Origin of the sequence: Dysgonomonas sp. GY617 (assembly GCF_015233815.1) — a bacterium.
Taxonomy (GTDB): Bacteria; Bacteroidota; Bacteroidia; order Bacteroidales; family Dysgonomonadaceae; genus Dysgonomonas_A.
Genome location: NZ_JADCLR010000002.1, coordinates 48,298 through 65,134 on the forward strand (window position 1 = coordinate 48,298; position 16,837 = coordinate 65,134).

General features: G+C 36.7%; 9 protein-coding genes and 1 pseudogene. 4 read left to right on the plus strand and 6 right to left on the minus strand.

Annotated elements, in window-relative coordinates; translation table 11 throughout:
• Nucleotides 1-2: 2 nt before the first annotated feature.
• The 6 genes and pseudogenes from IR022_RS03920 to IR022_RS03945 form a co-directional block, all read right to left on the minus strand.
• A pseudogene (locus tag IR022_RS03920) lies at nt 3-2,015 on the minus strand (family 20 glycosylhydrolase).
• A gap of 33 nt (nt 2,016-2,048) precedes the next feature.
• Nucleotides 2,049-3,677, minus strand: coding sequence for a sialidase family protein (locus IR022_RS03925; RefSeq protein WP_194202691.1), 1,629 nt, complete (start codon nt 3,675-3,677; stop codon nt 2,049-2,051).
• Nucleotides 3,678-3,893: 216 nt separating this feature from the next.
• The gene (nanU, locus tag IR022_RS03930) at nt 3,894-5,399 is read right to left on the minus strand and encodes a SusD family outer membrane lipoprotein NanU (protein WP_050709262.1); all 1,506 of its coding nucleotides are present in this window, start codon (nt 5,397-5,399) and stop codon (nt 3,894-3,896) included.
• A 112-nt stretch (nt 5,400-5,511) separates the two neighbouring features.
• Nucleotides 5,512-8,790, minus strand: a complete 3,279-nt coding sequence (locus IR022_RS03935; protein ID WP_050709263.1) for a SusC/RagA family TonB-linked outer membrane protein — start codon at nt 8,788-8,790, stop codon at nt 5,512-5,514.
• Nucleotides 8,791-8,820: 30 nt separating this feature from the next.
• Nucleotides 8,821-10,029: an AGE family epimerase/isomerase gene (locus IR022_RS03940; protein ID WP_194202692.1), complete on the minus strand. Its 1,209-nt coding sequence runs from the start codon at nt 10,027-10,029 to the stop codon at nt 8,821-8,823.
• 79 nt (nt 10,030-10,108) lie between these two features.
• Nucleotides 10,109-11,026, minus strand: a complete 918-nt coding sequence (locus IR022_RS03945) for a dihydrodipicolinate synthase family protein (RefSeq protein WP_194202693.1) — start codon at nt 11,024-11,026, stop codon at nt 10,109-10,111.
• A 221-nt stretch (nt 11,027-11,247) separates the two neighbouring features.
• Here IR022_RS03945 and IR022_RS03950 point away from each other — a divergent pair, with 221 nt between their 5' ends.
• The 4 genes from IR022_RS03950 to IR022_RS03965 all read left to right on the plus strand — a co-directional run bounded on the left by IR022_RS03950 (nt 11,248) and on the right by IR022_RS03965 (nt 16,739).
• Entirely contained in the window at nt 11,248-12,456 is a 1,209-nt protein-coding gene (locus IR022_RS03950) for an ROK family transcriptional regulator (protein ID WP_050709266.1), read from the plus strand.
• 122 nt (nt 12,457-12,578) lie between these two features.
• A complete protein-coding gene (locus IR022_RS03955; protein ID WP_194202694.1) occupies nt 12,579-13,847 on the plus strand; it encodes a porin in 1,269 nt (422 codons plus the stop codon).
• A gap of 275 nt (nt 13,848-14,122) precedes the next feature.
• Nucleotides 14,123-15,451 carry a TolC family protein gene (locus tag IR022_RS03960; RefSeq protein ID WP_194202695.1) on the plus strand — a complete coding sequence of 443 codons (1,329 nt, stop codon included), beginning with the start codon at nt 14,123-14,125 and terminating at the stop codon, nt 15,449-15,451.
• 37 nt (nt 15,452-15,488) lie between these two features.
• The gene (locus IR022_RS03965) at nt 15,489-16,739 is read left to right on the plus strand and encodes an efflux RND transporter periplasmic adaptor subunit (protein ID WP_194202696.1); all 1,251 of its coding nucleotides are present in this window, start codon (nt 15,489-15,491) and stop codon (nt 16,737-16,739) included.
• Nucleotides 16,740-16,837 lie beyond the last annotated feature (98 nt).

Consider the following 16,837-nt stretch of genomic DNA (forward strand, 5'->3'; position numbering starts at 1 on the left):
CCTTATATCTTTTTGTCTGGCGAATAGATTAATCCATCTACAGACTTATTTCCGTCTGATGTTACAAAAACGCAGGTAAACATCCACTTTACAAGTCGTACCTCGTGAGTAGAGAACTTACCAACAGGTAATTTTAGTAAAACTTTGTTCCAACCTTTATTTAGAGTAATTGATATGGGTTCTCTAACTTCGAAATTTTCGTTTGTTAGAGGTGTTTCATTTGACTTTTCTGTGTGATTCGATAGTCATTTAGGGGGATGAATTTCATTGTTATTAATCCAGATTTTACTTTCTCTATAATCCCACTTGCCTAGTGGCGGAGGCAGATCTTTTTCTGAACGGCTGTAATTCTGGAAATTTATCCATAATCCGACATCTTGCTTTTTATCTGAGTACACATATGTATATGCATATGCAGTATGATCGGGTTGAGGGTCTTTATAAAATGCAGGAACAAAAGTTCCCCAAACATGACGTAAGTAAATAGCTGCTCCCGTAGCATCTCGGGTGTTATATGTTTCCCCCTGATATTGATATGTGTTGTTCAATTCTACTTCTTCGGGAGGAAATACTTTAGCTAATTCTCCTTCATTCGGAAAAGCATCGGTTATGCGCCACTTTACATTTGTTTGATTAACATAAGCAAAAGGATACCCTTTAAAGTTATTTGCCTTATGCCAGAGCAGTCTGTTTTCGAAATCTTGAAACGATCTAAATTCGGGAGAATCTTCTTTGGGCAACATAGTCCCATTCTTATCAAAGTACTCATACCCTCCACCCAGCCAAGCACGTTCAGCTAAAGCTAGTATTGAGGGATAGAAGCCATTCTGAATAAGTAAATCGTATTCAGATGTTACATATCTATCGTGCCACATACCTATTATGCTGCCGGCGTGATCCCTATCACCATGCTCTTTATTCAAAATCTTACTGTTATATAAGGATATTATATCAGCAAAAGCATCGAAATGATTTATGTAATGAAATTTTGAATCAATGGCAGGGATGCCTTTTTGAGCTTTCCCTCTATAACTCCAAAGCTGTGTCATATCTATTTCTCCCGGTCTGTAATTCCACCCGGGATTCCACGAAATAACTTTCTTTCCCTTGTTGCGGATATAGGCGATCATTTCGGGTACAAAATCGGGATTAGTAAACTCTATTTCATCAGTACCAATGTGAATATAGGGGACATCGAAAGTCTCGCAGACCTCATCCATCAATAGTTTGAGAATAGTCATTCCTTCTTTGCTCTGCATATCGTGACGAAATGCTTTTCGAAATGCCAGACTATGACCGGGCATATCTATTTCAGGAACAAGTAATACATTGTGTTGTTTACAAAATTCAACTAACTCGCGAGCTTCTTCTAATGTATAATATCGACCGGGCATACGTTGATAATTGATACTGTCATTAAGCATTGGAAATATTTTGCTTTCGAGCCTCCATCCTAAATCTTCGGTCAAATGCCAATGAAATACATTTATCTTGTACTGAGAGAGAATAGCGATTTCCCTTTTCAGTTCTTCTATAGAAATGTAGGTACGTCCTACATCCTGCATAAATCCTCTTATTCTGAAAACAGGATAATCGATAATCTCACATCCTTCGAACGTCGGTTTAACTTTGCCTTCGACTTGTAGTTGGCGTAGTGTTTGTATTGCCCAGTACACGCCTTTTTGAGAAATAGTTTCAACCTTTATTTTATTCTTGGTTACAGTTAAAGTATATGCTTCGTCTTTGTTGTAAAGGGCTGTTGGTATATCATCAACCAATATTACTTCTATCTTTTTCTCGCTCTGTTTTACAATCTGACCTCCCGTTGAGGAGATAAAGTCTGTCCACTCTTTTTCTAATACAGGAGTGGACAGATACACTTTATCCATCTGAAAGTAATTATTGTTCTTTTTAATATTCTGAGGTTTAGGCAATAATTGGCCTATTCCGCCATAGGCATAAGCGGAACAGAATAATAAAAATAAGAACAGAAACGGGAACTGTATATGTTTCATAGTGAGTGATTATAGTTAACTGAGGCTATAAACTCATTTCTTGATTATATCCGAAAGTTTTATTGCTTGAAAAGTCATGTGAGCCACACTGCTTTCATAGAATATGCCTACTGTTTCTTTGTCAATCATCGAAAGGCATGAGTATCCCCAACTGTAGTCCTCATCAAGTAAGATCTGCTGCTCGGGTAACCATGTGTTTCCACCATCTAAACTTGCTTTGATAGTTATATCTTTTCGCTCCTTTGTTGTATTTGGGTTTGAGAATAATAGTATATCTTTCTTTAATACATTGTCTTTAGCTGCTACTTTTATGATACTAGCCATGCAAACAGGCTCTTGTAATGCTGAGCGAGACGATGGGTGTTCCGTCCATGTTTTTCCCATGTCTTTGGTTGTCGCTACTGCACGGCTTCCTCCTCTGTTGTCTCTCATATTTAGCATTAGCACGCCCGGTTCTATTTCTACTACTTGTGCTTCGGTAGTGTTCGTTCGTGCATAATTATGTGTTTGCCATGTTTTACCATGGTCTTTACTGTATATGATTCCGGCATTGGGTATTCTTTCGGAGTCTATAAATTGACTTGCAAATACAATTGTTCCATCTTGCATGGTGATACCGTTTCCAGGGCCTTGAAGAAGAAAATACCATGAAGGGTCTTTCAGTTGAGGTGTAACATTGATTGGTTTTGACCATGTTTTGCCATCATCGTCACTTTTTACCATTACTAATTGAGCAGTTTGGTCTATACCCATTCCTTGTTGCGAGTTAAACCATGCTCTGCCATTGCCCATACCGTGAGTCCAAGCTGCAACGACCCAAATAGTACCAGTTGTTTTATCAACCAGAATTGCAGGATCGCCTACACCATTCTGAGCCTTAGGTAGTCCGCCGTATTCATCAAAGTCCATGATGATACGCATTGGCTCCCATGTTTGACCTTTGTCAACACTACGGCTCAATCCTACATGAACATATTCTTGAAGGTCTGCACTATTATTATAGCGTACATCGTATACTCCAAGCATAGTTCCTTTATTGGAAGTTGCTAAACCTGGTATGCGATAAGCAGCAGCTTTGTCGTCTCCTGCATGGCGAACGCCTATCCCTAATTTACGGCTAACCGATCTTTCTTTATCGAAAGCTAGAATAGCTGATTTATTATCCAGAATAACGTCTGTTATATTTGCCTGTACGTTAGAAAGTAAAGAGGCATTGGGTTTCATCTCTATGCTTACCCAGAAATAATTAATCCCCGGAAATAATGGCTGATCGGCTGTAAGTGTAATCTCATTTTTGAGAGTCCTTAATTCTGTCTTCTTTACAGAGTAGGAACTGTTTGCTGCAAAAGTATTTCCCGGCACATCTTTAGAAATATATTGTACAGGGGCATAGAATGTTTTGCCTTCACGTTGCACACATTCAGTGCCGCTGTAGTATAACTTGATTGATTTTATTTCATTCAGATTTACTTCCTTGTCAAGATTTACTTTGACATTGTTTAGAACTTTGCTGTTTGCAGCATCCAATCGGATGTAAAATAGTACATTGTCTTGCCTGTCGGTTAGAATAGGAATTTGAGGTGCTTTTATTTTAACTGTATCACTTGCTGAATTTATTGTAAGTGATAATAAGAGAAAAAAGCTAAGGAATAAATTTTTCATGGTTTTGTTTTTAGTAACGAGGAATATTCTATAAATATAACACTTTCCTTTACTGGTAACAGCCTTGTTATTGATAAGTAACTGAAAATATCTAATGTCGTATCTCAGAATCCGAACTATCATTTGTTGGTATGCTTACCCAAGCGATAAAGAAGTCTGAGAGCTTAATCATAAAAGACTGCCCTGCATAAGGCAGTCTTTTATGAAAGGTTTTATTTATTCATATCCAGGTGTTTGAGTCAATGCCGGATTTTTAGTTATTGTACTTTTGTCGATAGGCCAAAGCAAGCGAAGAGGGTTTAGAGGGTCGGCTAATGTATGTTTAAATACATATTCGTTTCCGAAGCGTCTTAGATCGTACCATCTTTTTCCTTCGAGGATAAATTCAAAGAATCTCTCTTCCAATATGGCGTCATTGATATTCTTATCTATTGCTTGATTAGGATATGCTATTGAGCTGTCATAATTGTCTCCGTATGCACGTTTTCTAACATCGTTTATTTCGTTCGCAGGATTTTCTCCTAATATTGCTTTCGCTTCTGCAAGCATCAAAAGTAAATCTGCATAGCGATAGATCGGATAATCGTCGGCGGCAACGCGTACACTTCCATTCATTGTACCCGGATATTTTTTAGGATACGTACCTACTAATGTCAGTTTACCATCTACAAAGTCATATACTCCTTTTATGATTGCTCTCTTACGTGAGTCTTTATCATTGAAGCGCGTATAGTTGGTTGTTTTAATTTGTAGACGCATCAAACCGAAGTTGTTTTCTACTGCTGTATTTATTTTTGTTCCCGTTTCATCGTAATAATTACGTAGGTACAAATCTCCCGGAAGTAGGTTATATGCATAGCTTCCTCCTAAAAGATTAGCTTCGTTTAACTGATTGTGAATTGCAAAAATAATTTCGTTGTTGCCTTTCTTACTGTAATCGAATACGTCGGTGTACTTAGGTTGTAAAGCCAATTCGGGAACATTCTTTTGAATGTCTAGCAATGCTTCTTTTACTTTTGCAGCATCTGCAGTTCCTCCGTTAAGCTGGCGACTGCTCCATAGATATACTTCTGCTTTCAGCATAAGTGCTGCCGGTTTAGACCACAACGATTTAAGTTCCTTTATAGAGTAATCGTTCCCGAAAGAGTTTATAGAGGCATCTATATCTTTTTTGATATATTCCATAATCTCATTTGCAGGAGTGGCTGCTTTGTCGAGCTTTCCGATTTCGAAACTCTCACTTGGTTCTTCTGTATAAACAGCAGCCCCCCATGTGCGGTATAGTTGAAAGAAATAATAAGCGCGCATAGCGTAAGCTTGTCCCAAATAGTAAGCCTTAGCATTATCCGTTAGAACATTGGTTGCATTTGCTTTTTTGATGAAAAGATTAACCTGATTGATATTTGTATAGAAACCACCGTAATTAGATATCCCCGGATTATCTATATTAAGTGTATTGAAGGGGAATCTTTCCATTCCTTGTGAAGCTTCACCTCCAAAGGCTTGGTCTCCAAAAATATCGCTTCGTCCATCACCCATTAAAAAGAAATTCCAAGCATGAGTTCTAAATCTGCTGTGCATGCCATACATAAATGCATCGAAGTGTTCTTCGGTCTTCCAATAGTTTTTGTCCGTAATCTCGCTGGTCGGCTCAATATCTAAATCTGTACATCCACTTAGCAGGAAGAGCGATGTCAGAATATATAAAAATATATTTTTCATTGTTTTCTGATTTATTAGTTATTAAGTAAATAGAAGTATTTAATGATATATTTTCGGTTGATAACAATCGATAATTATTATACTTACCAAAGTTGTAAATAGGTTTTAGGCATTAAAATGCAACTTGAATACCAAACAATATACTTCTAGGAACAGGATAACGTCCGTTGTCGATGCCGCCACGTCCATTCGCTTGATAATCTACTGCCGGCTCGGGCGATGTACCGTCATAACCAGTTATATAGAAAAGGTTTTGTCCAGTTACACTAAGTGTCATATCGCTCATGTAGGCTTTGCTGATTAGGCTTTTAGGCAATTTATAGCTTAGCGAAAGTTCTCTCAACGATAGGTAATCTCCCTTTTCATAGAACAGAGAACTGTTGTTGTGCAAGGCAGTACCTCCATTATTGGAACGTGTAATATTTTTCTTTGATAATTGATCAGCATAATAGAACTTAGGATATTTGGCATTTGGATTACTTTCCGACCAAGAATCTTTTACTTCTGATATGATATTAAATGTTCCTTGATATTGACCTAGCGAACGAGCTTTAAGATCATTATAAATAGTGTGACCTAAGACAAAGTCGAAACGAGTATAGAGTGAGAAGTTTTTGAATGATAGTGACGATGAAAATCCTCCTGTCCAGTTAGGGAAAATGTTTCCTACTTTTACTCTGTCATACGAATTTATGATTCCATCATTGTTTAAATCTGCCCATTTCACATCTCCCGGTTCTATTTGCTGTTTCCCCGTTTTATTAGCTAGAGCATTCCATGCATCAGGCCCGTATAATTCTCCAATAGCATCGTAACGATTAGCTGCATTTGCTTTTATATCGTCCCAATCTGTAAATAAACGCTCATGCTTGTAGGCATATATTTCACCAAGTTGTTGTCCTTCCTGATATCCTCCTGCCCAGATGTTTTTGCCACTTTTAGGGTCATATATTTCATGCCCTCCTTGGCGGTTATTTTCCAATCCGTTATTGGGTAACTTGAGTATCTTGTTAGATACAAATGCCGCATTGGCTGAAAAATCCCAGCTAAATCCTTTTGGATTATTCAGAATGTTGAATTTTGCTTCTATCTCAAAACCTCTGTTTTGGATGGTTCCCAAATTTGTTTTAAATGAATCGAATCCGGTATAGCCTGGTAAATCAAGGTCGGTAAGCAAATCTTCTGTTTTACGATTATAGTAATCGAATATCAGATAAATACGGTTCTGGAGAAGTCCAAGATCAAGTCCAACACCAAAAGTTTTACTTTTTTCCCAACGCAGATTGTTGTTTACAACACCTGTATTTAGAAATCCTGTATTCTCGTTATATGCAGTCTGAGTTTTATAGATACCGTATACATCAAAATTGCCAATACCATTTACATTACCATTAGTACCATAAGTTATACGTGGTTTTACAACAGATACTGTTTTTTCGATACTGGAATTTTTGAAGAAGGCTTCTTCGTGCATATTCCATCCTCCCGAAATACCGGGAAAGAATCCCCAACGGTTATCTGATAATTTAGATATACCATCGTAACGAGCCACAAGCGACAGCATATAACGATAGTTGAAATTATAGTTGATACGTGAGAAAGCCGATACTATCTTATAATCTGTTTTAGATGACGAGATAGATGTTTTCTCCGAAACTACGTTTAGGGTAGGGATGTCATCACTTGGAGCACCTCTTCCGGCAGCCGAAAATTCAGAATAGTTATTCTCAAATATCTCTCCCCCGATCATGGCATCTAAATTGTGCTTTTTGGCAAAAGATTCTGTGAATGTTAATGTTGCATTATGTTGTACCTGATAGCTTTTAGTTAATCTAAACATAGATTCTCTATTACTATCGGGTGTAGCACGATTTTGTAACTGAAATTTCTTATCAAATGATTCGAATTGGTAATCAACATAGTACAAAGAGCTATTTTCATTCAAGAAGAGTTTCTTAGGTATTAGCTCTAATTGCGCTCCTATATTGAATGTTGTTTTTCTGGTTTTATTTTTGCGGCTAAGTTTTTCTTTCCAATATAAAGGGTTACCGTCCGATTTGCTAAAACCTGATGCGGGGTTACCATCTTCGTCATAAGGATTCCATGTAGGCCAGATACTCATTGATCGGTAGAATAATTCAAATTCACCCGTTTCACCCGAGTTATTACCTGTCCATAAATTAGGTGAGCTCGATTGAGAGAATATACCTCCCGCATTAACAGTTAATATGGAATTGATTTTGTACGAACCGTTAATAGTTCCACTAAAACGTTCATAATTTGTACCTACAACCTGTCCGTCTTCTTTGTAGTATCCAAGAGTCGATGCAAATGTACCTTTTTCAGTTCCTCCTGAGAAGCTTAAGTAATGGTCTTGCATAGATGCGGGATCGTTGAAAGCATCTTCACGCATTTGTCCTCCATAATCTTTAAATATAAGAGTTTGGCTTTCATCATAAGGGTCAGTCATAGATTTCCATCCCTCGCCTAATAACTGCTTGTTATCATTGGTCATCTTGGCAATAGAGAAAAGCCCACCGGAGTTTAAGCCATATCCGTTTTGGTTCTCAATACCGGCACGTCCGGTACGTTTGTATCCCAAACGATTATAGTATATATAATCTTCGGCATTAAGGAAGTCATATCCTTTTCGAGCATAGCTAGGTCCACCTCTAAATTTGTAGGCTACTTGTGCTTGTCCTTCTTTTCCTTTTTTTGTGGTTACAAGAATAACTCCATTATTGGCACGAGATCCGTAGATAGCAGTTGATGCAGCATCTTTTAATACCTCAATCGATTCTATATCCGAAGGGTTGAAATCGTCCAAAGAACGTATAATTCCATCAATAACAACCAGAGGGCCTTCCAAAGGTTTATTGATAGAAGCTCCACCTCTTAATACGATATTGGGGCTGCTACCGGGTTTTCCCGAAGTATTTATAACACGCAGACCACTCACTGTACCTTGTAAAGAAGAAGCTGCATTTGCCATTACCGATGTTTTGAGAACTTTGTCATCTAATTTAGATATAGAGTTACTCATCAGCGATCTTTTCTGGCTGGTTCCATATCCGGTTATGATAACTTCGTCCAGAATTTGTGAATCTTCTTGCATCACAATCCGCAAGTTGCTTTGATTTTGTGGTGAGATAGTTTGAGATTTATATCCTAAAAAGCTAACCGTTATTTTGCTGTCAGGTTTAGCTAATTCGAGAGAAAAATGTCCGTCGATATCGACCATTGTTCCATTTGCTGATCCTACTTCGGTAACCGTTGCTCCGATAATAGGTTCATTATTTGTGTCAACTACAGTTCCTGTAATCGACTTTGTCTGTGCTATTATCTGCAAGGATAAACACAAACAAAATAATAATACCAAAAAGTTTCTCATAGAAGTGAATAATTAGATTTAATAAAAAAGTTAATATAATTGAGGAGAGGTAATATTGCTCGTAATTATTTCATGGCATATCTGATACGATTTTATCATCATGCGTGGTATATGAAAAGGTCCTTTAAACAGATTGCCTTTAGCCGATTGAGATACAGTTCCGTCATAATGTAGATAGCCAAACCATTCACCGTATTCCTTATCTGGAAAATGAGAATAAGTATAATCGCTGATTTGCTTATGCATTTCTAGATACTTCGGGTTCTTTGTTGCCTGATAAGCATATAGAGTCGCTATAATAGTTTCTGTTTGAGGCCACCAGAATTTCATGTCGTGCGAATAATCCTGAGGAGGTAGATTTTTGCAATCTTTAAAATTGCTTATTCCTCCTTTATCTTTATCCCAGCCCCATTCCCAAGACCAGTCGAGAATAGTTGTCGCAGTCTTAACCATCTCAGCATCCCAATTTCGATATTTGGCTTCTTCCAATATAAACCATGCGGTTTCGATACAATGCCCCGGATTTATGGTTCTTCCTAATGTGCTGTCTATAAATTCTCCGTTAGGTCCTACAGTTTCCAATAGAGCTTTAAATTCGGGATGTATGAAATCTTTACAAATAGAATCTATTGATTCGTTGATCTGAGCATCAAGGCTAGGGTCTTTAATAGCTTCGCGTATTCTGCTCGCTGTATTTATAAGAATCATAACAAGGGAATGTCCTTGCATGTCAACTGTTTTTTCGTACTTCGGAGCTAATAGTCCGGGTGTGTTTATTAGCCTTAGCATATTCTTAAATAAGGCAAGTGCTTTTTTTGCATAGCTAGTATCACCCGAAGCAATAGCATATTCAGACATGGCTATGGCAGCAAATGTTTCTGAAAATATATATCTGCGTTTTCTTATTGGTTGCCCTGTATTGGTTACTTCAAAAAACATTCGACCATCGGTATCAAAGCAATGTTTTTCTATAAAATCGATTGTTAGCTTAGATGCTTTCAACCATTCGGGTTTTCTTTCGATAGTATTGTATGCAAAAGCACAGACGAATGCAAACCGTCCTTGAAACCAAACAGACTTTGTGGTATCAATCAGCGATCCATCTCTGTTAAGGCAGGTATAAACGCCTCCGTTTACTTTGTCTAAACCGTTGGTTAACCAAAAAGGCATTATATCTTCGATCAGATCTTTTCGATATCTTTCTGCCCAGTCTTTTATGTATTGATTTGTCGCTGTCATTATTTTAAAAGTGTATAAGAGTATCCTGTCAGCAATAAAATTGTTGACTAAACTGTTTGTATTTAAGATGTTCTGTTTTTTAGAGCTTATTGCATCTCTCGAAGAAATTTATGTTTTCTAGTTCCTTTTTCATATTAGATTCTTCCTCATCAGTCATGTTCTGAAATGGGGTACGATTCTTACCCAGATCTAAGCCTATCAGTTTCATAATTCTTTTTCCGCCTACAATATTTCCTCTGTAATGGCAGATCACGTTTATTACATCTTGTGAGAAATTTTGTAATTCTCTGGCTTTTTCTAGATTACCGGCATTCCATGCAGAAATAATTTCGGTCAAGGCTTTTCCGTTGTAGTTTGTTGTTCCACCTATTCCTCCTTCGGCTCCGCCCATTGCCAAACATGGTAATATGGTTTCGTCCTGCCCATGTAACATGTCGAACTTACCATTTTTATATAATCGGCACTGATTGTATTCGTATATACTTTCGTAAGTGTATTTTATTCCGGCAAAGTTTGGAATACGGCCATCTACTGCTTCCAGAAAAGAAACCATAGGTAAATAAACTCCGTTGAATGCAGGAATATGATAGAAATAGAAAGGTAGTTGGGGAGCTCCGCATGCTATTTCTTCGCAATACTTTACAAGTTCTTCAATTCGCGCTACTTTAGGAAATGGAGATGCCATTGCACCTATGCCCCATGCGCCTATTTGTTGTGCATGTTTAGCTAATTCGAAACTCGATTTTACGCAAGTGCTGCCTACGTGTACTATTACTTTAAAATCTTTGGGTGCGGTTTTTACCCATCTTTCAGCTATTAGTTTTCGTTCGTCATCAGTAAGTAGGTAACCTTCTCCTGATGAGCCATTGATGAAGACACCTTTCAGTCCGTTTTTAGCAAGCATGTGTCCGTAAGCTTCTATCGGTTCAAGGTTTATTTCTCCATTTTCAAGAAAAGGAGTAAATGGTGCGTTTATCAAACCTTTTATTCTTTCCATAGTGATTGTGTATTTTAAGATTATTATAGTATAAGAAATGTTATATCGCAAATATATTAATTAAAATAATTTAATCAACCATAATTAATAAAATATTTTAGTTAATAATGAAATTATGGTTGATTTATTTCTTTAATAAGCTCTTCAAACGATGTATTTATTGCTATGTTGATTCAATATTTTGCTACATTTGTATTAATGGAAAACATAACCCAAACAGTATGAATAAGAATTTTATTCAGGAAATAGCAAAAGGCACAAAGAATGCGCTTATAAAGAAGAAGATTATAAATTACTATATTAATAATGGCAATTCAACTATTCCTGATCTGTCAAAAGAACTAAACCTAAGTATACCTACTATCACCAAATTGATTACCGAAATGTGTGGCGAAGAGTTTTTAACAGACTATGGTAAGTTAGAAACCTCGGGAGGCAGATATCCTAATTTGTATGGTTTAAATCCCGATTCGGGATATTTTATAGGAGTGGACATTAAGAAATTTACAATAGATCTTGCCTTGATGAACTTTAAAGGCGAAATGTTGGATTTGCAAAAGAATGTGCCTTTTTCTTCGGAGAACACAACTGAGTCTTTTGAGAATCTGATTGTAATAATACAGTCTTTTATAAATAGCCTTACTATAAATTTAGAGAAAATACTGAACATAAACATCAGTATATCGGGACGGGTAAATACCGACTCGGGGTATAGTTACAGTTTGTTTTATCTTGAAGAACGATCGTTGACTGATATTTTGGCTGAACGACTGGGATATAGTGTTTCTATTGATAATGATACCCGAGCCATGACTTATGGTGAGTATATGGTAGGTAATGTAAAGAATGAGAGTAATATTATTTTCATCAACATTAGCTGGGGATTAGCCGTTGGGATAATAATTGATGGTAAATTGTATCAAGGGAAATCGGGCTTTGCCGGAGAATTTGGACATATTAATGTATTTGACAATGAGATTCTTTGTCATTGTGGGAAAAAGGGATGTCTTGAAACCGAAGCCTCGGGATTGGCAATTCACCGAACATTGCTTGAAAGAATAAGTGCCGGTGCAAACTCTATCCTTTTGAAAAAAGAGAAAAGTCATGCGCCTATCTTCTTAGAAGATATCATTGATGCAGTAAACAAAGAAGATGTACTATGTATAGATATCTTTGAAGAGGTAGGTCAAAAATTAGGCAGGCAGATAGCGGGCTTAATAAATATATTTAACCCCGAACTTGTTATTATTGGAGGAACGGTTTCTCTATCGGGAGATTATATTCTGCAACCTATAAAAAGCGCTGTTCGAAAATATTCACTTAACTTAGTTAATAAAGACTCTAATATTATTATTTCAAAACTAAAAGATAAAGCAGGTATCGTGGGTAGTTGTTTATTGGCTCGCAGGAGAATATTTGAAGAATCATAATAGTGAATTTAAGGTCCTGTGACTGATTTAGGTTTTAAAAAGATCTGTTCTCAAATAGGAATATAATAATTTAAGAATATATTTGTAATTGGATAAAAACGAACAGCTTTGTTACTTATTATATGGAGATTAAAAAACGTATTCTTCTCATTTTTCTTTGTTCAATATGTATAACTTCTCTTTTTGCACAAAAGGATAGTATACATGATACTGAACGATTGGAAAAAAGAGTAGATAATCTGGAAAAGATAGTTAGCAGACTTAATAATATTACTCTAAGCGGTTATTTTCAAGCTCAATATATATCAGCACAAAAGGATGCCGACTTAAGAATCGGTGCAGTTAACGAAAATCCGAATAATGCTTTTAGCCGTATTGGTATTCGTCGAGGTCGTATAAAAACCACTTATGAAGAAGGGTTGGGTTCTGCTGTCTTTCAGTTAGATATAACTGAAAGAGGAGTTGCTGTGAGAGATGCTTATCTTAAATTTAAAGACCCATGGTTTAAAACTAGTTATATACAAACAGGACTTTTCTTTCGTCCGTTTGGACACGAAGTTCGCTATTCTTCTTCTCGAAGAGAATCTCCTGAACGTTCGCGTATTATCACAACTCTATTTCCCGGAGATAGAGATATTGGTGCAATGATTCAGTTTCAGGCGAAAGACGGCTCACCTCTTCAATTATTTACATTAGAAACAGCTTTGATTGCCGGTAACGGAATTGCTAGGGAAGTAGATAGCCGTAGAGACTTTATCGGACATTTAAGTGCCTCTCCCAAGTTACCCAATGGTGGCAGATTAACTTTCGGAGTCTCTTATTATTTAGGTAGTGTATTTCAAGGGACTGAAAATGTATTCAAGATGGAAGGTGATGGCTTTGTTCAAAATTCCAATCCTAGCAATCTTGGACGATATGCCAAACGTGAATATTTGGGATTCGATTTACAAAGTAATTGGACTTCTCCATTAGGAGGAACTCAGCTGAGAGCCGAATATATATTTGGTCAACAACCAGGTTCTGTTAATGGAACAGTGAGTCCACAGTCACCCGATCGCCCATCGTTTGATACCTATATCCGAAATTTCGTTGGGGGATATGCTATTCTGATTCAGGATATTGGTAAGCTCCCTTTTGAAGCTATCCTAAAATACGATTGGTACGATCCTAATACGAAAGTTTCGGGTAGTGCTATTGGATTGAATGGAACTACAGAAGCCGATATTAAATATAATACTATGGCATTTGGTGCTATATGGCATGCTTATAAGAATGTTGAACTTCAAGCCTATTATGAAATAATAAAGAATGAGAAGACAAATAATTTGGCTCGTTTTACAAACGATCTGAAAGACAATGCATTTACACTCACTCTCCAATATAGATATTAAGGGCAATCACTAAGTGTCTTTAGTAGGACTTTTCTAATGGTGAAACAGTATTAATCTGTTTCACCATTTTTGTTGTGCCTCTAAACGAAATTTAAACTTCTGAAATGTGATAAAATTATAAAGTTTTTATTATTGGTATAAAGAAATTAATCACTTACTGTAAAATTATTTTACATGATTTGACTTCTTGAAAATAGCTAATCTGTTGTAAATGAATAGTTCTCTGTTTTTGGCATAGAATTGGTTTATATATTAATAAAAACGTAAATATTATTATGAAATACTTAGTTACTATCCTCTTTATTCTGATGAGTATAACTGCTTATACTCAGGATAAAAAATGGACTCTTATGGATTGCATGGAGTATGCTGTGAAAAATAGTCCAAGAAGAAGTAAACAAGAAGCTCAAAATAGCATCTATCATCAGAACTTTCTGGAAGCTGTAGGGCAGTTACTTCCATCTATAAATGCGAGTACTTCGGCTTCTTTCAATTTTGGTAGAGGACTTGATGCCGAGACCAATACCTATACCAATATAAATTCATTTAATAATAACTACAATTTATATTCGTCACTTACTTTGTTTGATGGTTTAGCCAATGTAACAAGAGTTAGATTACAAAATGTGAATAAACTGTTGGGAAGACAACAACTTGAGTATACCAAAGATATGATAGCCTACGAAGTGATGGAGGCATTCTATAATGTGATGTATAATACTGAAAGAGTAAAACTTGCAGAACAAGAATTGGAGGAGAGTACTGCTAACTTGAAGCAGGTACAACGAATGATGGAACTGGGAGTAAAAGGATTTCCTGAAGTGGCTGAAATGACAGCACAAGAAGCAGCTAACAAATACAACTTGACACGACAAAAGAATATCTTAATTATTGGGGTTATTTTATTGAAAGAGAAAATGAACTTTCCGATTGAAGAGACTTTGGAGATAGGCGATTCAGGAGCTTTAGATATAATTGCTAAGTCAGATCAAACAGCATATAATATTTTTGAACACTCGAAAACATTTCTTCCTCAGGCTCTTGTTGCCGAGTCTGCTGTGCAAGTACAACAATTAGCTTATAAATCGGCTAAGGGAGGTTTATTTCCTACCATAGCAGTAGAGGGTGGATATTCTACCGGATTTTCGAGATATATGGATGGTAGCGAATATTCATCATTTGGATACCAATTCAAGAATAAAATGGGGCGATATGTTGGCTTCTCAATTCGAGTACCTATTTTCAATGGCTTCTCTCGCACAGCAGAAGTAAGAAGAGGAAAAGCTCAGCTTATAATAACTCAGGCAGAGCGTGAAGAAACATTGCAGAAGCTATATAGTGAGATAGAGCAAGCTGTTGCAGATATGAACGGACAGGTTGATGAATACTATCAGGCAAAAAAACAAACAGAGGCCATGGAAATTGCTCAGAAAGTAAATGAACGCAAGTTTTCAGAAGGACTTATCAGTGCCATAGAAATGCATACAAGTGCAAATCGTCTGCTTCAGGCGAGAGCTGAAGAGTTAAACGCTCAACTTAAATTTCAATTGAAATTCAGATTAGTATCTTATTATAAAGGAGAACCATTTGTAGTAGAAGATTAACAAAAAGAATAGAAACAAAAGATAACCACATATTGATATGGATACGATTATAGAGAAGAAAAAAGGATTGAAGAAGAAGCATATTCCGTTTGTTATTGGAGGTGCAATATTGCTGATAGCTATTGGATGGCTTATTTTCGGTAATCATGCTTCGAAACTAAATGTTGAGAAGCAGAAAGTTAGCGTTCAATCTGTAACGAAAGGTCAGTTCAATGACTATGTTCGTATCAGTGGACAAGTTCAACCCATCAATACCATACAGTTAAGCGCGATTGAGGGTGGAATGGTAGCCGAAAAATTGATTGAAGAAGGCTCGGAAGTTCACAAAGGAGATGTTGTAATTCAGTTAACAAACCCAATGTTGAGCCTAAATATATTGGATAGTGAAGCTCAATTAGCAGAAAAACAAAACTTCCTTCGTAACACTCAGGTTGCTATGGAGCAGGAGAAATTAAATCTGAAGAAAGAGAAGCTTCAATTGGATATGGATGTGGAGCGTAAGAAAAGAAAATTTTTGCAGTATAAACAATTGTATTCAGAGAATCTGACTTCAAAAGAAGAGTTCATTCAAGCTAAAGAAGATTATGATTATGCTGTTGATGGTCGCAATTTGGTAGTAGAACGTCAGAAACAAGATTCGCTTTATCGAGGTATTCAGATCCATCAGATGGAGGAAAGTTTATCTAACATACGACGCAACTTAACATTAGTACGTCAGCGAGTGGATAACCTGAATGTAAAAGCTCCTGTTGACGGACAATTGGGATTACTGGATGTAGAAATAGGGCAGACTGTTGCAACAGGCGGACGTATTGGTCAGATTAGTGTTCTATCGGATTTCAAAGTAGAGGCTTTAATTGATGAGCATTATATAGACAGAGTAAGAACGGGTTTAGATGCAACCTTTGAACGTCAAGACAAGAATTTTGCGTTACGTGTCCGCAAAGTATATCCCGAAGTGAGAGAAAAACAGTTTAAGACTGATTTTATATTTGAAGGCGAACGTCCCGATAATATACGTGCAGGTCAAACTTATTATATAAACCTTCAATTGGGGCAACCCGTAGACGCCATATTAATACCACGGGGTGCTTTTTATCAGGCGACAGGTGGTCAGTGGATTTTTGTTGTAACTCCCGATGGTAGTAGAGCAATCAAACGTAAAATTACTATCGGGCGACAAAACCCTAACTTTTATGAAGTAACGAGTGGGTTGGAACCGGGAGAGAAAGTTATCACTTCATCTTATGATACATACGGAGATGTGGAAGAGCTAATATTAAAATGAAATAATCTAATACTATGAAATTTATTACGATAAGCAGAAAAAGGACGAATGCAACTATTGCAGATTCTATTGATGCGTTATCGGATGAGTAACACCAC

Coding starts and splice junctions, on each gene's coding strand:
- IR022_RS03925 (WP_194202691.1), bottom strand. CDS start 3,677: ATGAAAAATTTATTCCTTAGCTTTTTTCTCTTATTATCACTTACAATA.
- nanU (WP_050709262.1), bottom strand. CDS start 5,399: ATGAAAAATATATTTTTATATATTCTGACATCGCTCTTCCTGCTAAGT.
- IR022_RS03935 (WP_050709263.1), bottom strand. CDS start 8,790: ATGAGAAACTTTTTGGTATTATTATTTTGTTTGTGTTTATCCTTGCAG.
- IR022_RS03940 (WP_194202692.1), bottom strand. CDS start 10,029: ATGACAGCGACAAATCAATACATAAAAGACTGGGCAGAAAGATATCGA.
- IR022_RS03945 (WP_194202693.1), bottom strand. CDS start 11,026: ATGGAAAGAATAAAAGGTTTGATAAACGCACCATTTACTCCTTTTCTT.
- IR022_RS03950 (WP_050709266.1), top strand. CDS start 11,248: ATGAATAAGAATTTTATTCAGGAAATAGCAAAAGGCACAAAGAATGCG.
- IR022_RS03955 (WP_194202694.1), top strand. CDS start 12,579: ATGGAGATTAAAAAACGTATTCTTCTCATTTTTCTTTGTTCAATATGT.
- IR022_RS03960 (WP_194202695.1), top strand. CDS start 14,123: ATGAAATACTTAGTTACTATCCTCTTTATTCTGATGAGTATAACTGCT.
- IR022_RS03965 (WP_194202696.1), top strand. CDS start 15,489: ATGGATACGATTATAGAGAAGAAAAAAGGATTGAAGAAGAAGCATATT.